The sequence below is a fragment of the Stenotrophomonas chelatiphaga genome (assembly GCF_032054965.1).
Classification (GTDB): Bacteria; Pseudomonadota; Gammaproteobacteria; order Xanthomonadales; family Xanthomonadaceae; genus Stenotrophomonas; species Stenotrophomonas chelatiphaga.
In genome coordinates this window covers 731,947-755,622 of record NZ_DAMBRS010000001.1, presented here as the reverse complement: position 1 = coordinate 755,622, position 23,676 = coordinate 731,947, and the positions used below count along the sequence as shown (strand labels likewise).

The following is a 23,676-nucleotide window of genomic DNA, read 5'->3' as shown; positions in this document are numbered from 1 at the left end:
GGGGGTCCTCAGCGACGGGCGATGCCCAGCGCTGCCTGGGCAGTGCTGGCGAAGGTGCGACCCAACTGCGCGCCGGCGTCGCCGATGGCGGCTACCGCGCGTTCGATGGTCGGGCCGCCAGCGATGCTGGCGATCTTGTTGGCATACGACGGGTCGGTCGCATAACCGGCCTGCTGCAGGCCGCGCGCGAAGCCGCGCACGTCGGTGCCGGCTTCCAGTGCCTTCTGGTAGCGCGGGTTGCTCTTCAGCAGGCGTACGTAGTCGGCGAAGCTTTCCGCCGGCGAGCTGTAGCTGCGGAAGCTGGCGGTTTCGTTGCGGCGTGCGCCGTCGACGTATTCGTGGGTGCCCACGGTGGCGCGGTCGCCGCTCCAGCCGGTGGCCTTGATGCCGAACAGGTTGTGCGAGGTGCGGCCATCGCCATGGGTGATCTGGCGCTTGCCCCAGCCGGTTTCCAGCGCAGCCTGCGCGACCAGCGCGCGGGCATCCACGCCCAGCTCCTTGGCCGCGGTCTGCGCGTGCGCCCAGATGCCGGCGACGAAGCCTTCCGGGGTGTGCGAACCCAGGCGCGCAACGGCCGAGCTGCTGGCCAGGGTATCGATCGCCGATGGGCCGGTGCCGCGGTTGGTCGACGTGGCCGCCCACTGGTCTTCGGCCACCACCGGAGCGGGCGCGGCCAGGGACCGTGCGGCGTACGGATCGCTGCTGCCCAGTGCCTGGTGCATGCTGCTGCTGTCGCGCCCGGCGATCAGGTCCAGCGTCTGCTCCATCGGCTGCAGCAGGCGCGGGGAGGTGCCTGCGGCCATCTGCTGCAGCATGCGCACGGCCTGGTCGGCATCGTCCAGCGGCATCGCCGGCGCTTCCGCGGCCGGGGCATTGAGCTGGTAGGCACGGCTGGCTTCGGTGGCGTTGATCCGCCCGTCCAGTGCCGGGCCTTCCGCCGCAGCGCCGGAAAGCTGGCGGCTGATCACCGCCGACAGCCCCAGGCCCTTGCCGCGGGTCATCGACTCGGCGATCTTCTGGTCGTACATCTCGCGGAACATGGTGTTTTCGCCGGGGAACAGCGAGTCACCGAAACTGGCATCGCGCATGCTCTTGACCAGCATCTGCGCGAACTGCCCTTCAAGCTGGCGCGCGACCTTGTCGACCTGGGCCGGATCGTTGCGCTGCGAAGGATTGAGTTCGAAGGATGGCTGGATGCGCATGTCAGATCACCTCGAGCTCGGCGCTCAGCGCGCCGGCCTGCTTGAGCGCTTCCAGGATGGCGATCAGGTCACCCGGGGCGGCGCCCACGGCGTTGACCGCATGCACGATTTCATCCAGCGAGGTGCCGCCGTTGAACTTGAACATGCGGCTGCCATCGTTGGTGGCGGTGATGGTGGACTGCGGGGTCACCACGGTCTGGCCGCCGGCCAGCGCATTGGGCTGGCTCACGTTGGTGCCTTCCTGGATGGTGACCGTCAGCGAGCCATGCGAGATCGCCGCAGCGCCCACGCGGACCTGCTGGCCGATCACCACGGTGCCGGTGCGCGAGTTGACCACGACCTTGGCCGATGCCGCGCCCGGGGTGAGTTCCAGGCTTTCGATGCGGGCCAGCAGGCCGATGCGCGCGCCCGGATCGCTCGGCGCGTTGACCGCGACGGTGACCCCGTCGACGGCACGGGCGCTTCCCTCGCCGAAGGCGTTGTTGAGGGCGGCGACCATCCGCGAGACGGTGGTGAAGTCGTTCTTGTGCAGGTTCAGGGTGATCTCGCCGGCTGCGCCGAACACATCCGGCAGCGCACGCTCCACGGTGGCGCCGTTGGGGATGCGGCCGACGCTGGGCACGTTGACCGACACCCGCGAGCCATCGCGGCCCTGTGCCCCGAAACCACCGACGATCAGGTTGCCCTGGGCAATCGCGTAGACCTGGCCGTCGGCACCCTTCAGCGGGGCCATCAGCAGCGAACCACCGCGCAGCGACACCGCATTGCCGATCGAGGAGACGGTGATGTCGATCGGCTGGCCCGGCTTGGCGAACGGCGGCAGCTCGGCATGGATCGCCACGGCCGCGACGTTCTTCAGCTGCGGATTGACGTTCGCCGGAACATTGACGCCCAGTTCGCCGAGCAGGTTTTTCAGGCTCTGCACGGTGAACGGTGCCTGGCTGGTGCGGTCGCCGCTGCCATCCAGGCCGACCACCAGGCCGTAGCCGACCAGCGCGTTGCCACGCACGCCGCCAACCTGGGCCAGGTCCTTGATGCGTTCGGCATGCGCCGGCAGCGCGGCGCTGGCAACGGCCAGGGCAGCGATCAACAGGCGGGCAGGAAGGGAGAGGAGGTTCATGGCAGGCATGCTCAGAACGGCGCCAGGCCGGAATTGAAGAAGCGGCTCAGCCAGCCCATGGCATTGGACTGCGCCACTGCGCCACGTCCGCCGTAGACGATGCGGGCATCGGCCACGCGGCTGGAGGGGATGGTGTTGTCCGGTGCGATGTCGGCCGCGCGCACGATGCCCTGCACCTGCACCAGTTCATCGCCCTGGTTGAGCCGCAGGTTCTTCTGGCCCTGCACCACCAGGTTGCCGTTGGGCAGGCGCTGCATCACCGTGACCGTCACGTTGCCCTGCAGGCGGTTGCTCTGTGCGCTGTTGCCCCGGCCGGTGAAGTCACGCGAGCCATTCGCGGTGGCCGACAGGATGTCCTTGCCGCCCAGCGTGACCGGTGCGCCGAAGATCGTCGGCGTGCCGATGGCCAGCTCCGACTCCTTGCTGGTGGCGGTGTTCGCGCTCATCTGTGCCTGGGTGTTTTCCAGCAGGGTGATCGTCAGCAGGTCGCCGACATCGCGTGCGCGGCGGTCCGAATACAGCTGCAGCGACGGACCGGCGGCGTAGATCGCCCCGGCCGTTGCCTGGGCCTGCGGCGGCATCACCGGCTGCACCGGCGCCAGGGCCGGGTAGGGGCGCACGTCGCCGGCGATCACGCAGCCGCCCAGCAGCGCGATGGCGGCGGCAGCGAGGGTCAGGCGGGCGAGGGAAGCGGCTGGCAGCATGATGGCGGTCCGATCAGACGTTGTTGTTGAGGTAACCGAGCATCGAGTCGGTGGTGGAGATGGCCTTGGCGTTCATTTCGTAGGCGCGCTGGGTTTCGATCATCGAAACAAGCTCTTCGACCACGTTGACGTTGCTGCCTTCCAGTGCACCCTGGACCACGTTGCCCAGGCCGTTGAGGCCGGGATTGCCGTTCTGTGCCGGACCGGATGCGGTGGTCTCCAGGTACAGGTTCTCGCCGCGCGACTGCAGGCCGGCCGGATTGATGAAGTCGGTCAAGGTCAGCGCGCCGATTTCCACCGTCGCCGCGTCGTCGGCCATCTTCACGCTGACCGTGCCGTCGCTGCCGATGGTCAGGGTCTGCGCGCCTTCCGGGATCTGGATGCCGGGCTGCACCGGGTAGCCGCTGTTGGTGACCAGCTCACCGTCCTGGTTGACCTTGAACGAGCCGTCGCGGGTGTAGGCCGAGCTGCCGTCGGGCATGGACACTTCGAAGAAGCCGCGCCCGTTGACCATCACGTCCAGGGCGCGCCCGGTCTGCTGCTGGCTGCCCTGTTCGAAGTTCTTTGCGGTTGCCACCACGCGCACGCCGGTACCCAGCTGCAGGCCGGTCGGCAGCTGGGTCTGCGCCGAACTGGCACCACCGGGCTGGCGCACCTGCTGGTACAGCAGGTCCTCGAAACTGGCACGGTCCTGCTTGAAGCCGGTCGTGTTGGTGTTGGCGAGGTTGTTGGACACCACCGACATGCGCGTCTGCTGCGCGTCCAGTCCGGTCTTGGCGATCCACAGTGCCTGGTTCATGGTCGGTTCCTCTGCGTGGTGTCCGGCCCAGCGGGGCGGGGCAGGTACCTGCGAACGCTCGCAGGTGCTTCACCAGGGGTACTGCAAGCGGCGTGCCATTGCGGCGCGCCGGTATTCCGTCGTCGGCGTGGACTCAGCCGTTCAGCCGCAGCAGACTATTGGCGCTGCGCGCGTTTTCGTCACCGTGCTTGATCACCTTGACCTGCATTTCGTACTGGCGCTGCAGCTGGATCATCTGCACCAGCGCACCGGCGGCATCGACATTGCTGCCTTCCAGCTGGCCGCTTTCCAGTGCCTTGCCCTGGGTCTGCACGAACGGCTGCTGGGGATCGGTGTTGCGGAACAGGCCGTCCAGCCCACGTTCCAGCCGTGCATCCTCGGCGGCGACCACCTTGATCCGGCCGATCACCGCCATGGTCTGCGGGCCCTCGCCCAGCGGGATGATCGAGATGGTGCCGTCGTTGCCGATCTCCATCGCCTGGTGCGGCGGAATGGCGATCGGGTTTTCGTTTTCATCCAGCACCGCATGGCCACCGGCGGTGACCAGCTGGCCGTTCGGGGTCAGCGACAGCGCCGCACCGCGGGTGTAGCCCTCGCCACCGCCCGGTGCCTGCACGGTCAGCCAGCTGCCGGCCTGCAGGGACAGGTCCAGCGGATTGCCGGTGATGTGCTGCGCACCGACGCGGCGGTTGAAGCCGGCATCGACATGGATCGCATCCACGCGCGAGGCGAAGCCTTCGCCGCGGATCGCGAAGGCTTCGGTGTTGGCCAGCGCTTCCTTGAAGCCGGGCGTATCGGTGTTGGCGATGTTGTGCGACACCGTACCCTGCGCCTGCAGGGAGGCGCGGGCACCGGTCATCGCGACGTAGAGGGCCTTGTCCATCGGGGAAGCTCCGTGCTGGGGTCAGCCGGCCATCATCAACGGATGTTGATGATGGTCTGGGTGACCTGGTCCTGGGTGCTGAGCATCTGCGAATTGGCCTGGAAGTTGCGCTGGGCCACGATCATGTTCACCAGCTGCTCGGTGAGGTCCACGGTCGAGGATTCCAGTGCACCGGCCTGGATCTTGCCCAGGTCCGAAGAGTCCGGCGCGGAGGTGCGCGGCGAGCCCGATGCGAAGGTTTCCACCCACATGTTGTCGCCGGTCGACTGCAGCCCCTGGGCGTTGTTGAAGTTGGTCAGTGCGACCTGGCCGAGCGCCTTGTCATCGCCATTGGAATAGCGCGCGAACACCACGCCCTGCTCGGAGACGCTGATCTCGTTGAGCTTGCCCGACGCATAGCCGTCCTGCTGGAAGTTGCGCAGCGCGAACTTCTCGCCGTACTGGGTGGAGCCGGCCACGTCCAGGGTCAGGTTGAGCTGGCCGGCACCGGTGCCGGGGGTGAAGCCATCCAGGGTGATCCTGCCGTTGGCCGGGGTCACCAGCGCACCACTTTCATTGAACTGCAGGGTGGTCGGTGCACCGGCGGCCTGGCCGTCGACATAGTTGTAGACCTGCCATTCGTTGGCGGCGGTGCCCTTGACGAAGTACGAGGTCTGGGTGTGGCTGACGCCGAGCGAGTCGTACACGGTGACCCCGCCGCTGGACTGGCTGTAGCTGTTGGAGTCGGTCGGATCGAACGGGGTCACGGTCGGCTGGGTGCTGTTGGCCGGCAGGGTGAAGGCCAGCTGCACGTTGCCGGTCTGCTTGGGCGGGCTGTCGGTGGTCAGCAGCTGCAGGTCGGTCAGCCGACCGGAATCGAAGGTGGTGCCGTCGGCATTCGGGGTGAACACCTGCAGGCGCGCGCCGGCCGGATTGACCACGAAGCCCTGCGCATCGGTCTGGAAGTTGCCGGCGCGCGAATAGGTGCGCTGGCCGTTCATGCTCATGGTGAAGAAGCCTTCGCCGGACACGGCCAGGTCCAGGCTGCGCCCGGTCTGGCTGTTGTTGCCCTGGCTGAACTGCTGGGCCACGTTGGACACGCGTGCGCCCGAGCCCACCGCATTGCGTGACAGGCCATAGCTGGTGGCCGAGAACAGATCGGCGAACTCGGCGCGCGACTGCTTGAAGCCGGTGGTGTTGACGTTGGCGACGTTGTTGGCGGTGACGCTGAGGTCGGTGTTGGCGGCGTTGATGCCGGACAGCGAGACATTGAAAGCCATGGTGGACTCCTCGTTTAAGCGGTCTGGGGGCTCAGCTGATGCGGAGCACGTAGTCGATCGGGGCGGCGCCCAATCCCTTGAGATTCAGGTACAGGCCATCGGAGCCGACGGTCACGCTTTCCACCGGGGCTTCCACGTAGGTGCCCAGCTTGGTCTGCGCGCCGGCGGTGTCGGTGTGGTTGGCCACCAGCGAATAGTTGCCGGGCGGCAGGCGGTTGCCGCTGCTGTCCTTGCCGTCCCACGCGAAGCTGGTTTCACCGGCGGCAGTGGCTTCCACGGTGACCTGGGCGACCTTCAGGCCGTTGGCATCGGTGATGTCCACGTTGATCATGCCGGCGCTCGGTGCAGCGACCACGCCGCCGACGCTGCCCTCTGCCTCCAGCACCATCTTTTCCGACGGCACCAGGACGTCATGGCCGACCAGCGCGGCGCCACGCAGCACTTGGTCGCTGGCCATCGAGGTCTGGAAACCCTTCACCGTGGTGTTGAGGTCGGTGATGCCCTGCACGGTCGACATCTGCGCCATCTGCGCGACCATCTGGGTGTTGTCCATCGGCTTCAGCGGATCCTGGTGCTGCAGCTGTTCGGTCATCAGGCGCAGGAAATCGGCCTGTTCCAGGGTGTCTTTCTTCTTGCTGGCGGTGCTGTTGGGCGAGTTCAGGCCGAGGGCCGCGTACACGTCCTGGCTGGACTGGGTGGTGATGGCAGTGCTCATGGGGAGATCCTTGCGGGCGCGCGTCAGCGGCCCATCGTCAGCGTGGCGAGGGCCAGTTCCTTGGCGGTGCTCAGCATTTCCACGCCGGCCTGGTAATTGCGCGAGGTGGAGATCAGGTTGACCATCTGCGCGACCGGGTCGACGTCGGCCTGGTAGATGTAGCCATCGCCGTCGGCCAGCGGATGGCCGGGCTCGTAGCGCTTGATCGGCGCCGCGTTGCTCTGGCTGATTTCCTTGACCTGGACCGTGGTGATGTTGGGGTCGGTGCGGCTGGTGACGGCCTGGAAGATCGGTTCCAGCGGCTTGTAGACCGCCTCGGCCGAACCGGCCACCGAATCGGCGTTGGACAGGTTGGAGGCGATGGTGCTCATGCGCACCGACTGCGCCTGCAAGGCGGAGCCGGCGATGTCGAAGATCGGCAGGTTGCTCATGGCTTATTGCCCCGTGATGGCGGTGAGCATGGAGCGCACCTTGGATTCGACGAAGCTCAGCGAGGCGCGGTATTCCAGCGCGGCACGGCCGTAGGCGGCGCGCTCGGTGTCCGGGTCCACGGTATTGCCGTCGAGGTTGGGCTGGATGCCTTCACGGGAGATCTGGAACGGGTTCAGGCCGCCGCCGATCGCCAGGTGCTGTTCGTTGGTAGTGGCCATCAGGCCGTTGCCGGACTGCCCCTGGGCGCTGCGCAGGGCGGCGTCGAAGTCCAGGTCCTGGGCCTTGTAGCCGGGAGTATCGGCATTGCCGAGGTTGCTGGCGATCAGCTTCATGCGCTGCTCGCGCAACGGCATGGCCTGGGCATGGACACCCAGGTAGTCGGAAATCAGGTTGGACATGGCGCGCTCCCACGGAACTGTGCCGGGGAGGCTGCAAGGCGCGTGCCAATTTCGCGCATTCGTTCTCAAACACCCACGATCCGCTGCGCGTATCGCGGGCCCCGGGCTCACCATCTCCCGATCCCCGCGCCTACCGCGCAGCCCCTTGGAAAGGGGCTTGCCTCGCTGGCAGGTCAGGCGGCTTCGGCGACGCGGCGCAGGCGGTCCAGGACGAAATCGGCCAGCTCGTGCGGGGAATATTTGGCGACGAAGGCGTTGGCGCCCACCCGTTCCACCATTGCGTTGTTGAACACGCCGGACAGGGAGGTGTGCAGCAGCACGAACAGCCCGGACAGGCCAGGGTGGCGGCGGATTTCGGTGGTCAGGGTGTACCCGTCCATCGCCGGCATTTCAATGTCGGAGATCACCATCGCGTAGCGCTGGGCGGGGTCTTCACCGGCGGCGTGGATCTGCAGCAGGTGGTCCAGCGCCTGCTTGCCGTCGGACAGCAGGGTCGCGCCCACGCCGAGCTGGTCCAGCACGCTGCGGATCTGCTGGCGCGCCACGCGCGAGTCGTCCACCACCAGCACCTGCATCGGCGGGGCGTCGGCGGGCAGGGCCATCGCCGGGTCCAGCACGGCCTCGCTGCGGGTCTGGGCGATGTCGGCCAGCACGCTTTCCACGTCGATCACCTGGATCAGCTCGCCCTGGAAGCGGGTCACCGCGGTCAGGTAGCTCGATTCGGCGCCGAGTTCGGGCGGCGGATGGATGTCCTGCACGGCGATGTTGACGATGCGCTCGACCCCGCTGACCAGGAAACCCTGGATGGACCGGTTGAATTCGGTCACCACCAGGTAGCCCGGGCCGTCGCCGTTGTTGCCCCGTTCGGGATGGCCGATGGCCACGCCAAGGTCCAGCACCGGCACCGAGCGGCCGCGCACATCGGCCACCCCGGAGAACTGGCTGGGCAGGCCCGGCACCTGGAACAGGGCAGGGCGCCGCAGCACTTCCTGCACCTTGAACACGTTGACGCCAAAAAGCTGGCGTCCGCCCAGGCGGAACAACAGGAGGGCCAGCCGGTTGTGTCCGGCCAGCCGGGTGCGTTGGTCGATGCGGTTGAGCAGGTCATGTGGCATGGAGGCTGTATCGGCGCGCCGGCGATGGACTTGAGCGGCAGGGCTGCGCTGCCACTGGCACGCCGCTTGCAACAGGCCGGGTGATCCCATGACCGGAGGTGGCATGCCATCCTTCAAGACGATGTGCTGGCTGATGCTGGCGATGGCCGCCCCCGCCTGGGCCGCGCCGTCGTGGCAGCCGGTGGACAGCATCCGCGCGGCCGCACTGTCCACGCTGGCCGCCGGCGAGCAGGGCGAGGCCGTGGTCGCCGACGCGCTGCGCCTGCCGGCCTGCGCGCAGGGCCTGGCCGCGCAGCCCACCGCCAATACCACGGTGGAAGTCAGCTGCCCCGATGCCGGCGGTTGGCGGCTGTTCGTGCCGGTGAAGGTGCGCCGCGAGCAGACCGTGCTGGTGCTGGCGCGCGGCATTGCCGCTGGAGAAATACTCGCTGCTGCCGATATCACCCCTGCCCAGCGTGACGCGGCGCGGATTGCCGGCGCGGTGCTGTCCGATCCCGCCGCTGCCGTTGGCCGGGTGGCACGGAGGACGCTGCAGGCGGGCAGCCTGCTGTCGGCCTCGGACCTGGTGGCGCAGCGGCTGGTTCGCCGTGGCGACAGTGTCGCCCTGGTGTCCCGGCACGGGTCGGTGGAAGTGCGCGTGGCGGGCAAGGCGCTGGGCGATGCGGGCGAGAACGAGCGCCTGTCGGTCGAGAACCTGACCTCGCGCAAGGTAGTGCAGGGTACCGTGGCCGCCAACGGCGACGTTTTAGTGACGCGCTGAAAAAAATCGGCAAACCCCCTAAAGATCACGGTCCGATGGCCGTTATCGTTACAGTACGGCAACCCTTGGAGCTCCAATGAGCCAAAAAATCGACGGTACCCTGCAGGCGGCGCAGACCCTGCGCGCGGTGGGTCCGGCCAGTCGGCCCGGCATCAGTGCCGATACGCCTGCACGTCCGGTGGAAGCAGCCGACAGCCTCAAGCTGACCGGTGAAGCCACCAACCTGCAGGCCCTGGAACGCAGCCTTTCGGCCGCTCCGGCGATCGATGCCGAGCGCGTTGCAGCGGTGCGTGAGTCGCTGCAGAACGGCAGCTACCGGATCAATCCAGAGGCGATTGCTTCGCGCATGCTTGATCTGGACCAGCAGCTGCAGGGATGAGCACGCCCATGAGCGAGCCCATGCAGCGGTTGAGCGAAGCCCTGGATGCCGAGCGCCAGGCCTTGGTCGCGCACGATGTGCATGCCCTGATCCGTGCCACCGGGGCCAAGCTGGATGCCCTGCGCGCACTGGACAAGGCCCTGCCCGTGGGTCAGTCCAGCGAACTGCAGGAACTGGCCGAGCGCAACCGCGCCAACGGCGTGCTGCTGTCGCGGCGGCGCCGCGAGGTCAACTGGGCGTTGCGCCAGCTCGGTCGCAGCGAAGATGCCCCTGCCTATGACAGCAAGGGACAGTCCCAGCAGATGACCGCCGGGCGTCCGCTCGCCGTCGCCTGAAGCCGGCCAGCGGCACGCAGGCATCGTATAGTGGGGATCATCTCCGCCATGCCGAGTGCCCGTGCCTGCCGCCTCTCCGAACCCGACCGCGTCCTTCCCTTCGCCCGCCCTGCTGCAGGCGCTGCTTGCCCCGGTGCGCGAAGGCCTGCTGCTGTTCACCGACGACGATTCGGTGATCCTGGCCAATCCGGCCGTGGACGCATTGCTGGGCACCGGCCCGGCCAGTGCCACCGGCCCGGCACAGCGGCTGCGGGCACTGCTGCCGCCCGATGCGATGGCCGTTGCGCGGCGTGAGGGGCAGTGGAGTGGCAGCCTGGTGATGGGCGAAGCGGTCGTCACCGCCCAGCTGTACCACCACCGTGACCAGGGTGCGGGCTATTACCTCGGGCTGTTCCGCCGGGTCGAAGGCCAGGAAGACTACGAACGCGAACTGCAGCAGCGGCACGCAGAGCTGCGCCAGGCCTATCTGCGCCTGAACGGCGCGCAGGAAAAGCTGTTGCAGTCGGAGAAGATGGCGTCGATCGGCCAGCTGGCCGCGGGCGTGGCGCATGAGATCAACAATCCCATTGGTTACGTGCACTCCAACCTGGGCAGCCTGCAGGAATACCTGCGCAGCCTGTTCACGGTGATCGAGGCGTATGAGCGGGCGTTGCGTGCGCCGGATCCGAAGACCCTGATCCCGGAAATCGACGACATCCGCGACCGGCTGGACATCGACTTCATCAGCCGGGATCTTCCGCAGCTGATGGCCGAATCGCGCGAGGGCATCGAGCGGGTGACCCGCATCGTGCGCGACCTGAAGGACTTCTCCTATTCCGGTCGTGACGAGTCGTGGAAGCTGGTGGACCTGCACTCCGGACTGGAGTCGACCATCAACATCATCTGGAACGAGCTCAAGTACAAGGTGGAACTGCACCGCGAGTTCGGCCAGCTGCCGTTGGTGGAGTGCCTGCCCTCCGAGCTCAACCAGGTCTACATGAACCTGCTGCTCAACGCCGGGCATGCGATTGCCGAACGGGGTGTCATCACGGTGCGCACCGGGGTGGACGGCGAGCACGTCTGGGTGGAATTCCAGGACAGTGGCGGCGGCATTTCGCCGGACCTGCGCCAGCGCATCTTCGATCCGTTCTTCACCACCAAGCCGGTGGGCAGCGGCACGGGCCTGGGCCTGTCGATCTCCTACAGCATCATCAACAAGCACAACGGCCGGATCGACCTGGACAGCACGCCGGGGGTGGGGTCCACGTTCCGGATCGTGCTGCCGATCAAGCAGCCGCGGTAGTGGGTGTGTTGCCGGGCTGCGCCCGGCACCCGCTCAAGCCGGAGCAACGGCAACGTCAAGAGCATCTGGGCCGGTTGTTGGCGGGGCGGGGTGGGTTCGTGGGAATCGCCGCAAGTACGTCCATGTAGGCTCGCCATCCGCATCCATGCGGATGAGCGTTCCCACGAACCCACCCCGCCCCACCTTCGACAGGTTCACGGTGGCCGTGGAAAATGCGGTGGGTTGGAAGAGTGGGAGAAAGATGGGGTCAGGGTCCTTTCGCGTAGCGAAAGGACCCTGACCCCTGCCTTTGTTCTTTTATTTTCAATACGCGGGTGGCGGCAACCGGAACCTGTCAGGGGGCTGGGCGGTGGGGCTGGGCGGGGGCGTTGAGCGCCATGGATGGCGCGAAACGAGGCCCGCAGGATGCGGCTCTTGCCGTCCCCCGACCAGCCCCACCGCCCGGCCCGCCCCAGCTGCGGCTTCAAACGAGAGCCACCCGCGAGGGGGTCCAACCCGTTCGACCCCCCCTCAGCGCAACACCGACCGATCATCCACCGACTCCACCGGCTCAGCCGCAACCGAACCACCATTGCTGCGCCGCTGCTCTTCGTAGGTGCGGAACGCCTGGTGGATGTGCTTGCGCAGCTCGTCGTCATTCCACGGCTTGGTCAGGAAGCGGTAGATCGCCCCGCGGTTGATCGCATCGGTGACCGTGTTGAGGTCGGTGTAGCCGGACAGCACCAGCCGGATCGTGTCCGGGTAGAGCATCTTCACCCGGCCCAGGAACTCGGTGCCGCTCATGTCGCTCATGCGCTGGTCGGACAGGATCACCTGCACATCGTTGATCGCCAGCAGGTCGAAGGCATCGCGTACGTTGCCGGCCGCCAGGATCCGGTAGCCGTCGCGGCGGAACAGGCGCACCAGCGAGCGCAGCACGTTCTCTTCGTCGTCCAGCAGCAGCAGGGTGCGGTCCGGGCGGGTTTCAGCGAACGCTTCCGGGCGCAGGTAGCGGCGGCGCAGGGTCATGCCGGCCGCATCGGCGGACATCGGTTCGCCGAACAGGTAGCCCTGGAACACATCGCAGTCGTTGCGTCGCAGGAAGCCGAGCTGCGCCTGCGATTCCACGCCGTTGGCAATCACGGTCATGCCCAGCTGGTGGCCCATGGCGATGATCGCGCGGGCGATGGCGGCTTCGCGGTTGCCCGCCGGGGCGCTCTTGATGAAGCTGCGGTCGATCTTCAGCTTGTCCACGGGGTAGCGCACCAGCGCACTCAGGCTGGAGTCGCCGGTGCCGAAATTGTCCAGGCTCAGGCTGATGCCTTCGTTGCGCAGGTTGACCAGCGTCTCGTGGACGAAATTGACGTTGTTGGTCAACGCGCTTTCGTTGATTTCCAGGGTCAGCATCGGCGCCGGAATCCCGGCGGCCTGGATCAACCCCATCACTTCGGTGAAGAAATTCGGGCGCAGCAGCTGCAGGGTGGAGACGTTGACGGCGATCGTGAAGTCATCGAAGCCCTGGTCACGCCACAGCCGTGCCTGCTTCAACGCGCCTTCCAGCACCCACGTGCCGATCTGCACGATGATGCCCAGCCGCTCGGCGGTCCGCATGAAGCGCTCCGGCACCAGCATGCCCAGCGTCGGCGACTGCCAGCGCAGCAGTGCTTCCATGCCCACCACGTGGCCATCGCGCGAGCTCACCAGCGGCTGGTAGCGCAGCTTGAGCTCGCCATTGGGAATGGCATCGATGATCTGCCGGGCGATGATGCTCTCGCTGTGCGCGCTGGGCACGGTATCCACGGCGTGGATGCGCACCGCATTGCCGCCTTCGCGGGCCGCCTGGTACAGCGCGTCCTCGGCGTGGTCGAGCAGTCGTGAAGCGGTGCTGGCATGCTCCGGGCACAGGCTGACGCCCAGCTTGCCGGTCATGAACAAGGTGTAGGGCAGCACCGAAAGCGGCAGCTCCAGCTGCTGCCGCAGCTCTTCGGCGAAGTCCTCCGGCAGGGCGACTTCGCTGGTACGCGGCACGGCCACCAGGAACTCATCGCTGCCATGGCGCCAAAGCTTGCCACGACCGCGCAGCCACGATTTCAGGCGCTGGGCCACCAGCACCAGCGCCTGGTCGCCCACTTCGGCGCTCATGTTCTCGTTGACCGATGCGAAGTGGTCGATGTCCACGTGCATCAGCATCATCGGGGTACCGCCCGCGGCCGCATCGGCGACCATCGCCTGCAGCTCGGGGTTGCCGGCGCCGAGTCGGTCCGGGGCGTCCTCGATACTGACCGGGGGCAGGGAGGTATTCCACATCAAAGGCGTGATTCCAGCGGTTCGTCCGGCATCGTGCCGACACGGTAGGGGAGATGCAGTTCGATCAGGGTACCTTCACCGGGAGCCGATTCGATGCGCAGCTGACCACCCACGCTCTGCGCACGCTCGCGCATCACGATCAGGCCCAGGCCGCGCGGCCCATGCGGATCGAAGCCTTCGCCATCGTCGCGCACCTGCAGGTGCAGGCGGTCCTGGTCGATGTCGCGCAGGTGCAGCAGCACCTGGCTGGCCTTGGCGTGGCGCAGGGCATTGGTCAGGCTTTCCTGTGCGATCCGGAAGCACGCCTGTTCGATGGCATTGTCCGGACGCTGGGGCAGGGTGTCGATGCGTGACAGCAGTTCGGCCTGGGAAGAGCGGAACAGCACGCCGGCCTGCCAGCGCAGCGCTGCCTCCAGGCCCAGCGCATCCAGCTGGGGCGGACGCAGCAGGGTGGAAAGGTCGCGCAGCTTGGCCACCGTGCCATCGGCCAGCTGGACGATCTGCTGCAGGTCTTCGCGGCGACGGGCGCCGTCTTCTTCATCCAGCGCGGCCCACGCCGAAAGCTTGATGGCGGTGATCGCCTGGCCGATGTCATCGTGCAGGTCGCGGGAAATGGCGCGGCGTTCGTCTTCCTGCAGCGAAAACAGCCGCCCCGCCATCGCCTGCAGCTCGCGGTTGCTGTTCTCCAGGGCCGCGCGGGTGCGCTCGGCATCACTGAGGTCGCGCACGATCATCAGCCGGCAGTCGCGGCCGCCGTAGCGCACTTCGCCCACCGCCAGCCCGGCCTGGAAACGGCTGCCATCGGCGCGCTGCATGCCGATGATCGCGATCTGGCCGGCACTGGCCTGCGGCGCAGGATCGCGCAGCTGTGCGCGGACGCCGGCCAGTCCCGCTTCACCGACCAGCGCCTGCAGCGGCTCGCCCAGCAGGGTGTGGCCTTCATAGCCGAACAGCCGCACGGCGAACGCGTTGGCATACAGCACGTGTTCTTCGGACAGGATCACCACGCCATCGGGCAGCACCCGCACCAGTTCGCGGAACTGTTCCTCGCGCTCGCGCAGCAGGCGGCGCGACTGCTCGCGTTCGGTGACGTCCTGCAGCGTGCCCATCACCCGCGGGCGGCCCAGTTCATCCACACCGCTTTCGGCGCGCAGGTGGGTCATCAACGGCCGCCCATCCATGCCGATCAGGGGCAGCAGCACGTCCACGTGGACCGCATCGCCGCTGCTCATCCCGGCCAGCAGCTGCTCGGTCATCGCCGTGGTGGCCGCATCGGCCGGTACCAGCAGTTCATCGAAGCGGTGCCAGGTGCGCACCTGCGGCGGACGCCGGCCCAGCAGCTGGTAGACCTGGCGCGAGAAGCTGGCCAGCCCGCTGGCGGGGTCGAGCTGCCAGGCGCCGATGCGGGCCAGTTCATGCGCCTCTTCAAGCCGCTCCAGCGCTTGGTCGCGGCGCGCCAGCGCCTCGTCTTCGGCGGTGCGGTCGATGACGATCAGCAGCCGCGCCGCGCGTCCGTCCACGTCGATCGCATTGCTGCGCAGCTCCATCTGGCGCAGCCGGCCATCACGGAGCTTCAGCGGCGAACGCAGCACGCAGGTCTTTTCGGGATGCTCGCGCAGCTGTTCCAGCGTGGATTCCAGCCCGGCGTGGTCGTCGGCCGGCCACAGCAGGCTGATCGACTCCTGCAGCAGCTCCTCACGGCTCCAGCCGAACAGCGTGCAGGCGGCGGGATTGGCGTCCAGGATGCGTACCGACTGCAGGTCGTAGATCAGGATCGGGCCGGGGTTGCCGACGAAGGCCTGGCGATGGCGCAGTTCGCTGGCCGCCAGCCGCGCATTGGCCTGCAGCACGTGCGCACCGAGCGGGCGCAGCAGCAGGTACAGCATGGCCGCACTGGCGAAGACGAAGAACGCGCCCTTGACGGTCTGCAGCCAGGCCGCCATCCGCGCATCGCCGACCAAGGCGCCCACCGCCGCGTCGCTGCTGACGATCCAGGCAACGGCCAGCAGCAGGTAGACCAGCACCACGCGGCGCCGTTCCCGCCGCAGCGTGTTGGCCAGGTGGGTTGGACAGACCGTCATCGGGGTGTCGCCAACAGGATGCAGGGGCATGGCGGGACGGGGCCGGGTCGCGGAAGGAGGGCAGCAACGAATGGCATCTTAACTCGCCGCGATGATGCCCATGCGGCGAGCCGACCCTCAATTATCCCGCCAGCCCGCCGCTAACGATTTCGTTCCCGGCTGTCGGGGGCGTCATCGGAGCAAGTTGCGTGGACCAAGGGATCATTGCCAGCCTGTTGCAGCACCCGCTCGCCTCCGCGCTGGTGATCCTCGACCGCAACGGTGCGCCGCTGGCCGCCAACCCCGCCGCGCGCGAACACGGCCTGCCAGCGGCAGCAGCTGCCTACCAGTCCATGCTGGAAGACATCCGCCTGCTGGCCGCCGACGGGGGCATCGTGCCGTGCAGCCTGCCCGGCGGCCCGCGCGGTCGCCACGACGGCTGGATGCGCGCCGTGCATGACGACGGCGGCCACCTGCTGGCCTTCACCCTGAGCATCCCGCACCCCGACGGCAGCCCCGCCGGCGAACGCTGGGAGCTGGCGCTGGAAAGTGCCGGGCACGGGCTGTGGGACTGGGACCTGGCCAGTGACCGTGTGCTGCGATCGCCAACGGTCGATGGCAGGATCGACGCGCAGGAGCGCGCCGGCGCGCTGCTGGAGCGGATCCATCCCGACGACCGCGCCGGCGTGCATGCGGCGGTGCAGCGCCACCTGCGCGGCGAAGAAGACCAGTACAGCGCCGAATTCCGTTACCGCCAGCCCGACCAGGGCTGGCGCTGGGTGCTCGATCGCGGCCGGGTCGTGGCGCGGACCGCCGACGGCCAGCCGTTGCGCATGATCGGCACCCACACCGATATCGAACACCAGAAGCAGCTGGAAGCCCACCTGCACGACCAGCAGCTGCATCTGCGCCAGGCACAGCAGATCGCCAGCATGGGCAGCTGGTCGTGGGAGCCGGCGGGCCGCCGTTTCTGGTGGTCGCCGGAACTGCATGGGCTGCTGGGAACCGAAGGCGCCGAGGGCGCCGCGGCATCCAGCCCACGTGCCTGGCTGCGCCGCCTGCACCCGCGTTCGCGCGGTGCGCTGGGAATGGCGTGGCGGCGGCTGTGGCGTGACGGGCGGCCGGCAAACCTGGACTTGGAGCTGCGCCGGCTGGGGCAGCACCCCGCGCTGCAGCTGCGCCTGTGGATGCAGCCGTTGCAGGCCGCCGATGGACAGATCCAGCGCCTGCTCGGCCAGGTGCAGAACATCAGCGAACAACACCAGACCGATGCCCTGATCCGCTGGCGCACCGAGTTGTTGAATCGTGTCTCCGCATTGGGACGCATCGGCGGCTGCGAGATCGAAGTCGATACCCGGCAGATGCAGTGGACCGAAGAGTGCTATCGCATCCATGGCCTGCGCAAGGAATCGATCAGCCTGGACCAGGCACTCGCGCTGTACACCGACGATTCGCGCAGCGCCTTCGAATCCGCGCTTGAGCGCATCGCCGCCGGCGGCCTGCCTGAACAGCTGGACCTGTGCTTCTACCGGCAATCCGGCATGCGCGTATGGGTGCAGGTGTTGATCGAACTGGACCGCCGTGACGGCCTGCCGCCGCGCTTCGTGGTGCTGTTCCGTGACATCACCCGCGAACGCGAGGCAAACGAACGCATCGAGCTGCTGGCCCACTACGACCTGCTGACCGGGCTGCCCAACCGCATGCTGCTGCGCGAGCAGACCGCCGATGCGATCGACGAGGCGCGCGATCGCGGCACGCCGCTGGCGATGCTGTTCATCGACCTGGACGGCTTCAAGACCATCAACGACAGCTTCGGCCATGCCACCGGCGATACCCTGCTCAAGGCTGCAGCCACCCGGCTGCACCAGAACCTGCGCAACAGCGACCTGTTCGGGCGCTTCAACGGCGATGAGTTCATCGTGGTGCTGCGCGACCTGGCCGAAGCCGAGGATGCCGGGCACGTGGCGCGCAAGCTGATCGCCTCGCTGGCCGAACCGCTGCATCGCGGCCAGGACCTGCTGAAGGTCGGCGCCAGCGTCGGCATCGCGATGCTGGAAGACGGCCGCGAAGATTTCGACTCGCTGCTGCGCGCTGCCGATGCGGCCATGCACGCGGCGAAGGAAGCGGGCCGCAATACCTATCAGTATTACAGCCAGGATGCGCTCAGCCGCATCCAGCGTCGGCTGGATATCGAACATGCGTTGCACGGCGCCATCGAGCGCGAAGAGTTCAGCCTGGTCTACCAGCCGCTGATGCACGCCGAACCCGGCCAGCCGCCGGCGATCGAGGCGCTGCTGCGCTGGCACCGGCCCGGCCTGGGCTACTGCAGCCCGGTTGAATTCATCCCGATCGCGGAGAAGTGCGGCGAGATCGTGCGCATCGGCGACTGGGTGCTCAACGAAGCCTGCCGGCAGGCCTCGGCGTGGGATCGCGCCGGCCTGGTGTTCGACCGCATCGCGGTCAACGTCTCGGCGGTGCAGCTGCGCGAGCGTGGCTTCGCCGAGCGGGTCATCGAGGTCTGCCATGCGCATGGCCTGTCGCCGACCCGGATGGAGCTGGAGCTCACCGAATCGGCGCTTATCCGTGACACCGACATCCTGCGCCACTGCTTCGACGTGTTCGAACGGCACAACGTGCCGCTGGCCGTGGACGATTTCGGTACCGGTTTCTCCAACCTGCACTACCTCAACCGGTTCCCGGTGGGACGGCTGAAGATCGACCGCAGCTTCGTGCAGGGCATGCTCGAAGATGCCGGCACCGCCGAAGTGACCCAGGCCATCGTCCACCTGGGCCATGCCCTGGGCATGAAAGTGGTGGCCGAAGGGGTCGAGACCGCACAGGAGGAAGACCTGCTGCGCCGCCAGGGCTGCGACGAGATCCAGGGCTACCTGTATTCGCGGCCGCTGGTGCCGCGCGAGCTGGCACAGTGGCTGCGCAATGCGGCCACCGGCGCATCGATGCGCGATACCGCAGCGGCCCTGGTGGGCTGAACACCGCCGTTGCCTGCGTGGCGGCGCGCGGTCGCCGCAAGCGGATCCAGCGCTGCCGCCCGCAGGCAGCATCCAGCGCGTGTCAGCGCGGCGTTGGCGCCGTAGCGGGCGCACCGGCGGCAGGCCCCAGGTCCCTTGCATCCAGTCCCAGGTCCCAGCCCAGGCTGGCCTGTTCGGCACTGTGACGCGCAGCGGCCTGCCTGGCCGCCATCTGCTCCAGCTGCGCCAGCTCTGCCTGTGCCATCGCTTCCAGCTGCTGCAGCTGCTGGCGCACGGTCCTGGCCGCGGGCGCCGCAGCTGGAGCCCGGGAAAGCTCCGGGCCCGGGCCCGGGCACGACAAAGCCCCAGCACTGCCGGGGCTCTGCGGTTGACCTGATGGATCAAGCACCACGCGGGATCAGAACAGTTCCACCGTTCCGGCACCCATGCTCTGCTGGGTAACCGGCTTGTGCGGCGGGCGCTCCCATTCGCTGCGCAGGTCACGCAGGCGGTTGCCGGTGCGCGCCAGCGCGGTGACCATCTCCTCGTCGGCCGCACCGTCATGGCGATGCAGCAGTTCCTGCAGCGCCAGCGCTTCACGGTTGATCGAGGTCAGGCGGTCCAGGTGGACGTGCACCCCGCCGAGCGCCTGGGTGGCAATGTCTTCGAACTGCAGGGCGCGCACGGCTTCGGCCACGCTGCCGTCGATGGCGCGGGCGCATTCGGATACTTCGCGCATGCCATCGCCCAGCGAGGCATTGATCTGCGCCACGTTGTCGACCATGGAAGCGGCTTCCATGCGTGCCTCGCGGGAGCGGTCCATGTCACGCGATGCCATGTGGGTGACCGTTTCGCGGACCTTGGCGATGGCGTCCTTGGAGCTGTGGGCGAGCTTGCGGATCTGCTCGTTGAAGGTGGTCGAGCGCTCGGACAGGTTGCGCACCTCGTCGGCCACCACGGCAAAGCCGCGACCGGCTTCACCGGCACGCGCCGCTTCGATGGCCGCGTTCAGTGCCAGCAGGTTGGTCTGGTCGGCGATCGACTTGACGTCTTCCAGCAGCGCGAAAATGCCATCCAGGTGCTGTGCCATCTGGTCGATGTGCTGCACGGTGTTGCTGCTCTGGCCGCTGACCTGTTCCAGCGCTTCCACCAGCTGTTCCATCTGGTGGCTGGCGTGCTGGGCGAAGCGCGCCACGTCCAGCCCGGCCGACCCATCTTCACCGGTGCGGTCGACGATGCGGGCCAGCGCCTGGCTCTGCTGGCGCGACTTGCGGTTCATTGCCTCGAAGCTGCCGCCCAGGCCGGATACGGCCTGGCGGATCAGGTCGCGGGCGCGCTCGACTTCGCTGCGCGAGCCGTCGATTTCATTGCTGACGAAGTTGCGCAGTTCGGTCAGCAGCTGGTCCTGCTCGCGCAAGATGCGGGCCTGTTCCGGCGAACGCCCGGCCGGAGCACGGGTGCTCCACCAGGCGTGGCCGAGCCAGCTCAGCGTCATCGTGGTAAGGATCGCCCAGCGCAGGGCCGCAGGCCACTCCAGAGCAAAGGCGAGGGGCAGAAGCAGGGTCAGCACCAACGGTGCGGCCAGACGGATGATGGTGCGAGAGTACATGGACGTTCCCGGGAGAGTCACAAATGCAGTATCGGCCGTACCCGGGTTCTCTTTAACGCCGATGTTGCATGCGCGCGCCTGGTTCGCCGCTGCGCGCGCCAAGCCACTCAGCGCAGCGCGCGGTCCACCGCTTCCACCATGGCCTTGCGTGCCAGCAGGAAGTCCCAGTAGCTGCCGCCCAACTGGCGCCACAGCACCGCCGAGCGTACCGCCGCCAGCAGCAGCGCGCGGATTTCGGCCACCACACCGGCCTGGCCCAGGTAATGCGGGTTGCCCTGCACCATGACCCGCGGCTTCAGGTGGCTGATGGTGTCGGCATACACGCCGCCCAGCGTGGCCAGCACGTCCGGATGCCCGCTGTCGCCCAGCTCGCGGCCCTGGCGGCTGGCGCGCTCGATGCCGGCGGTGACCTTGGCGATGGTGTCCGGCTCGCGCACGAAGCGGCGCTCCAGCTGCAGCACCGCCAGCGCCAGCTTGGGCAGGATGGGGTCCTGGCCCTGGTTGCGGAAGTAGTTGTGCAGCAGGCGCAGGCCGGGCTTGAGCGACTCGCGGTCGCCATAGACGTCCTGCGGTGATGCGGCGTCGATGCGGAACACGCTGTCCATGGCGGTGCGGACCGCACCGGCGTCGGAGTGGCCGGTATCGGCGATGCGGCGGACCTGTTGCAGGGCCTGGGCTATGCCGGCCAGGGCCAGTACGCGGTCGTCGACAGTGAAACTCATGCAGCAGATACCTCAAAAGGAGAAGGAGTAGGGCGCAGCCGCTGTTCGAGCGGCGCGTCGGTGGCGGCGATCACCGCACCACCGAGGCAGACATCGCCCTGGTACAGCACCAGCGACTGGCCGGGAGTGACCGCCCGCTGGGGAGTGGGGAAGCGGACGTGCAGGCTGCCATCATCGCGCACCTGCACCGTACAGGCCTCGTCGGGCTGGCGGTAGCGGGTCTGCGCGGTGCACTCGAAGCGGGCGGCGGGCGGCGCACCGGCGATCCAGTGCGCGCTTTCACTGACCAGCTCGGTGGACATCAACCAGGGGCTTTCGCGGTCCTGGTCCACGTACAGCGTATTGCTGGCCACGTCCTTGCCCACCACGTACCACGGCGCCGCCGGACGGCCCCGCACGCCGCCGATGTTCAGGCCCTCGCGCTGGCCCAGGGTGAAGTAGAACACCCCGGGGTGCTCGGCGATCTCCGCCCCGTCCGGATCGACGATGCGGCCCTGGCGCGCGGGCAGGTACTGGCCGAGGAACTCGCGGAAATCGCGTTCGCCGATGAAGCAGATCCCGGTGGAGTCCTTCTTGGCGTGCGTGGGCAGGTTGGCGTCACGTGCCATCCGGCGCAGGTCGCTCTTGTTCAGGTCGCCGATCGGGAACAAGGTTGCCGACAGCTGGGCCTGGCCCAATTGGTGCAGGAAATAGCTCTGGTCCTTGCTGCGGTCGGCGCCACGCAACAGCAGCCACTGGTTGCCCTCGCGGGCGATCCGCGCGTAATGACCGGTGGCGATGCGCTCGGCGCCCAGCTCGCGGGCGGCGTCCAGGAAGTGCTTGAACTTCACTTCGCGGTTGCACAGTACGTCCGGATTGGGGGTGCGCCCGGCCGCATATTCGGCCAGGAAGTGTTCGAACACGCCGTTCCAGTATTCGCTGGAAAAATCGCGGAAGTGAAACGGGATGCCAAGCAGTCCGCACACCGCCACCGCATCGCGGCGATCGTCCTCGGCGCGGCATTCGCCGCTGCCATCATCGGCCCAGTTCTGCATGAACAGTCCGGCCACCGGCTCGCCCTGCTGGACCAGCCGCCAGGCGGCCACCGAAGAATCCACCCCGCCGGACACGCCGACCATGATCCGCGGCGCGCTCATGCTGCGACCTCCTTGACCAGGGCGAGAGGATGGCGCTGGCCGGCGAGGAAGTCGGCCACCACCTGCCATACCAGCGGGCTGCGCAGCCGCTGCCGTGCAGCCAGCAGCTCGCCGGGCTGCAGCCACAGCGCGCGCTCGATACCGGTATCCAGCGGGCGTTGGGGATCGTGCCGCAGCGGGCGTGCGGCATAGCTGAAGCGCAGGAACGGGGTGCCGTCCGGGGCGGTCCACTGGTAGGTGCCGATGAACGCGGTCAGTTCGACCTCCCAGCCGGTTTCTTCCCGGGTCTCGCGCAGCGCCGCTTCGGCCAGCGACTCACCCGGCTCCAGGTGGCCGGCGGGCTGGTTGAGCACCAGCACGCCATCGATGCGTTCTTCGACCAGCAACAGCCGGCCGGCGTCGACCACCACCGTGGCGACGGTGACGCGGGGTGCCCAGCGCGGCGCAGCAGCATTCACTTCAGTATTCGTCCTGCTTGGTCAGTTCCAGTTCCATCGCATCGGCGGTCCGGCTGGCCGCTTCGATGGCATCGTCCAGTGCTTCCGCAGACGCATCGGCATCCACCTTCACCACGAACATTGCGATCTTGTCCTGCTTCACCCAGCCGCCCATTTTCGCATCCTGCGCATCTTCGAGCAGGCGGTTGGCCACGGCCACCGGGAACTGGTCGGTGCTCGCCTGGTAGCCGGGCGACCAGATCTCGCGCACGTGCTGGCTGCCGAATTCTTCCACCACCGAACGCACATAGACCAGCTGGGTGCGGTCGCCTTCCATGTCGAACACCATGCGATAGTCGCCGTCCTCGTCGATTTCGTAGGGGTAGCCCAGCTTGTCGAGATGGCGTCCGATGGCCTTGTCCGGCTCGGCGGCGAAGGAGGGGGCCGCCATGGCGGCGACAGCCAGCAGCAGGGCGGAGCGAAGCGTCCTTTCCATGAGAATCCTGTGAAGGTGATGCAGGGAGTCCCGCAGATTGTGAAGGCGCGTCGGCTTGCCGTCCAATCCGGCCAAGCCAGCCACTATAATAAGCGGATGCCTCGCGAGACTTCCCACGAATCCCATTCCGACCACGGCGTGCTGCTTGAACCGGCCCGCCCGGAGGTCGCCCCCCCGCCGTTCTACCAGGTGATGCTGTTGAACGATGACTACACCCCGATGGATTTCGTGGTCGATGTGCTGCAGCAGTTCTTCAACCTGGACCTGGACCGGGCCACCCAGGTGATGCTCCACGTGCATACCCGGGGCCGCGGCATCTGCGGTGTGTTCACCCGCGAAGTGGCCGAAACCAAAGTGGCGCAGGTCAACGAATATGCCCGGATGAACCAGCATCCGCTGCTGTGCACGATGGAAAAGGCCTGATCGGGCGGCCATGACCGCTGCGTGGTAGTCCGGTGCGTTCCATCCACGGCACGATCGGACGTCGCGGCGACGACGCAGCTGGCGTCGGTGATGCGCCTGTCCTGCCTTGGTTTGCGGCGCGGCTGGCCGCCCATCGCCTCATCGTGCGTGTGCGT

24 protein-coding genes are annotated in these 23,676 nt (G+C 67.7%); 6 read left to right on the top strand and 18 right to left on the bottom strand.

The annotated features are described in order from the left end of the window. Positions 1 to 8 precede the first annotated feature (8 nt). The 10 genes from flgJ to RTX79_RS03645 form a co-directional block, all read right to left on the bottom strand. Positions 9 to 1,202, bottom strand: coding sequence for a flagellar assembly peptidoglycan hydrolase FlgJ (gene flgJ, locus RTX79_RS03690; protein WP_312681925.1), 1,194 nt, complete (start codon positions 1,200 to 1,202; stop codon positions 9 to 11). A gap of 1 nt (position 1,203) precedes the next feature. Continuing rightward, the gene (locus tag RTX79_RS03685; protein WP_312681923.1) at positions 1,204 to 2,322 is read right to left on the bottom strand and encodes a flagellar basal body P-ring protein FlgI; all 1,119 of its coding nucleotides are present in this window, start codon (positions 2,320 to 2,322) and stop codon (positions 1,204 to 1,206) included. Positions 2,323 to 2,333: 11 nt separating this feature from the next. Continuing rightward, complete coding sequence (gene flgH / locus RTX79_RS03680; RefSeq protein WP_312681921.1) at positions 2,334 to 3,026, bottom strand: flagellar basal body L-ring protein FlgH; 693 nt, start codon at positions 3,024 to 3,026, stop codon at positions 2,334 to 2,336. 13 nt (positions 3,027 to 3,039) lie between these two features. Next, a complete protein-coding gene (flgG, locus tag RTX79_RS03675) occupies positions 3,040 to 3,825 on the bottom strand; it encodes a flagellar basal-body rod protein FlgG (RefSeq protein WP_057507707.1) in 786 nt (261 codons plus the stop codon). 133 nt (positions 3,826 to 3,958) lie between these two features. Then, positions 3,959 to 4,708: a flagellar basal body rod protein FlgF gene (locus RTX79_RS03670; RefSeq protein ID WP_312681919.1), complete on the bottom strand. Its 750-nt coding sequence runs from the start codon at positions 4,706 to 4,708 to the stop codon at positions 3,959 to 3,961. Between the two features lie 35 nt (positions 4,709 to 4,743). Continuing rightward, positions 4,744 to 5,967: a flagellar hook protein FlgE gene (gene flgE / locus RTX79_RS03665; RefSeq protein WP_123698794.1), complete on the bottom strand. Its 1,224-nt coding sequence runs from the start codon at positions 5,965 to 5,967 to the stop codon at positions 4,744 to 4,746. Positions 5,968 to 5,998: 31 nt separating this feature from the next. After that, the gene (locus tag RTX79_RS03660) at positions 5,999 to 6,682 is read right to left on the bottom strand and encodes a flagellar hook capping FlgD N-terminal domain-containing protein (protein ID WP_312681916.1); all 684 of its coding nucleotides are present in this window, start codon (positions 6,680 to 6,682) and stop codon (positions 5,999 to 6,001) included. A 23-nt stretch (positions 6,683 to 6,705) separates the two neighbouring features. After that, positions 6,706 to 7,113, bottom strand: coding sequence for a flagellar basal body rod protein FlgC (gene flgC, locus RTX79_RS03655; protein WP_042615441.1), 408 nt, complete (start codon positions 7,111 to 7,113; stop codon positions 6,706 to 6,708). Between the two features lie 3 nt (positions 7,114 to 7,116). Continuing rightward, the gene (flgB, locus tag RTX79_RS03650; RefSeq protein WP_042615442.1) at positions 7,117 to 7,512 is read right to left on the bottom strand and encodes a flagellar basal body rod protein FlgB; all 396 of its coding nucleotides are present in this window, start codon (positions 7,510 to 7,512) and stop codon (positions 7,117 to 7,119) included. A gap of 173 nt (positions 7,513 to 7,685) precedes the next feature. Further along, entirely contained in the window at positions 7,686 to 8,627 is a 942-nt protein-coding gene (locus tag RTX79_RS03645) for a chemotaxis protein (RefSeq protein WP_312681907.1), read from the bottom strand. Between the two features lie 103 nt (positions 8,628 to 8,730). Here RTX79_RS03645 and flgA point away from each other — a divergent pair, with 103 nt between their 5' ends. From flgA to RTX79_RS03625, 4 genes are all read left to right on the top strand, one after another. Continuing rightward, positions 8,731 to 9,387, top strand: coding sequence for a flagellar basal body P-ring formation chaperone FlgA (gene flgA, locus RTX79_RS03640; protein ID WP_312681905.1), 657 nt, complete (start codon positions 8,731 to 8,733; stop codon positions 9,385 to 9,387). A 76-nt stretch (positions 9,388 to 9,463) separates the two neighbouring features. Further along, positions 9,464 to 9,766, top strand: a complete 303-nt coding sequence (gene flgM, locus RTX79_RS03635) for a flagellar biosynthesis anti-sigma factor FlgM (RefSeq protein WP_123698797.1) — start codon at positions 9,464 to 9,466, stop codon at positions 9,764 to 9,766. Further along, a complete protein-coding gene (locus RTX79_RS03630) occupies positions 9,763 to 10,101 on the top strand; it encodes a flagellar protein FlgN (protein WP_123698798.1) in 339 nt (112 codons plus the stop codon). Before flgM ends, RTX79_RS03630 begins: the two co-directional genes overlap by 4 nt. Positions 10,102 to 10,162: 61 nt before the next feature. Further along, positions 10,163 to 11,383 carry an ATP-binding protein gene (locus RTX79_RS03625; RefSeq protein ID WP_428695941.1) on the top strand — a complete coding sequence of 407 codons (1,221 nt, stop codon included), beginning with the start codon at positions 10,163 to 10,165 and terminating at the stop codon, positions 11,381 to 11,383. A 510-nt stretch (positions 11,384 to 11,893) separates the two neighbouring features. Here the strand turns inward: RTX79_RS03625 and RTX79_RS03620 are convergent. Both RTX79_RS03620 and RTX79_RS03615 read right to left on the bottom strand, forming a co-directional pair. After that, positions 11,894 to 13,669, bottom strand: coding sequence for an EAL domain-containing protein (locus RTX79_RS03620; RefSeq protein WP_312681901.1), 1,776 nt, complete (start codon positions 13,667 to 13,669; stop codon positions 11,894 to 11,896). Next, positions 13,669 to 15,780 (bottom strand): PAS domain S-box protein, encoded by a 2,112-nt coding sequence (locus tag RTX79_RS03615; RefSeq protein WP_312681899.1) that lies wholly within the window; start codon positions 15,778 to 15,780, stop codon positions 13,669 to 13,671. Before RTX79_RS03615 ends, RTX79_RS03620 begins: the two co-directional genes overlap by 1 nt. A gap of 158 nt (positions 15,781 to 15,938) precedes the next feature. On the opposite strand from RTX79_RS03615, the gene RTX79_RS03610 reads away from it, so the two are divergent. Then, positions 15,939 to 18,719 (top strand): EAL domain-containing protein, encoded by a 2,781-nt coding sequence (locus RTX79_RS03610; protein ID WP_312681898.1) that lies wholly within the window; start codon positions 15,939 to 15,941, stop codon positions 18,717 to 18,719. A gap of 82 nt (positions 18,720 to 18,801) precedes the next feature. Here RTX79_RS03610 and RTX79_RS03605 read toward each other — a convergent pair whose 3' ends face one another. The 6 genes from RTX79_RS03605 to RTX79_RS03580 all read right to left on the bottom strand — a co-directional run bounded on the left by RTX79_RS03605 (position 18,802) and on the right by RTX79_RS03580 (position 23,098). Continuing rightward, positions 18,802 to 18,993: a hypothetical protein gene (locus tag RTX79_RS03605; RefSeq protein WP_312681896.1), complete on the bottom strand. Its 192-nt coding sequence runs from the start codon at positions 18,991 to 18,993 to the stop codon at positions 18,802 to 18,804. 123 nt (positions 18,994 to 19,116) lie between these two features. Next, positions 19,117 to 20,307 (bottom strand): methyl-accepting chemotaxis protein, encoded by a 1,191-nt coding sequence (locus tag RTX79_RS03600; protein WP_312681894.1) that lies wholly within the window; start codon positions 20,305 to 20,307, stop codon positions 19,117 to 19,119. Positions 20,308 to 20,414: 107 nt separating this feature from the next. Beyond that, complete coding sequence (gene hflD, locus RTX79_RS03595; protein WP_057507267.1) at positions 20,415 to 21,029, bottom strand: high frequency lysogenization protein HflD; 615 nt, start codon at positions 21,027 to 21,029, stop codon at positions 20,415 to 20,417. Continuing rightward, positions 21,026 to 22,165: a tRNA 2-thiouridine(34) synthase MnmA gene (mnmA, locus tag RTX79_RS03590; protein ID WP_312681893.1), complete on the bottom strand. Its 1,140-nt coding sequence runs from the start codon at positions 22,163 to 22,165 to the stop codon at positions 21,026 to 21,028. The genes hflD and mnmA overlap by 4 nt, the downstream gene beginning before the upstream one ends. Further along, complete coding sequence (locus RTX79_RS03585) at positions 22,162 to 22,623, bottom strand: NUDIX hydrolase (RefSeq protein ID WP_057507265.1); 462 nt, start codon at positions 22,621 to 22,623, stop codon at positions 22,162 to 22,164. Before RTX79_RS03585 ends, mnmA begins: the two co-directional genes overlap by 4 nt. Position 22,624: 1 nt before the next feature. Further along, on the bottom strand, positions 22,625 to 23,098 hold the full coding sequence (locus RTX79_RS03580) for a hypothetical protein (protein WP_312681892.1): 474 nt from the start codon (positions 23,096 to 23,098) through the stop codon (positions 22,625 to 22,627). Positions 23,099 to 23,194: 96 nt separating this feature from the next. On the opposite strand from RTX79_RS03580, the gene clpS reads away from it, so the two are divergent. Next, positions 23,195 to 23,521 carry an ATP-dependent Clp protease adapter ClpS gene (gene clpS / locus RTX79_RS03575; RefSeq protein WP_057507263.1) on the top strand — a complete coding sequence of 109 codons (327 nt, stop codon included), beginning with the start codon at positions 23,195 to 23,197 and terminating at the stop codon, positions 23,519 to 23,521. Positions 23,522 to 23,676 lie beyond the last annotated feature (155 nt).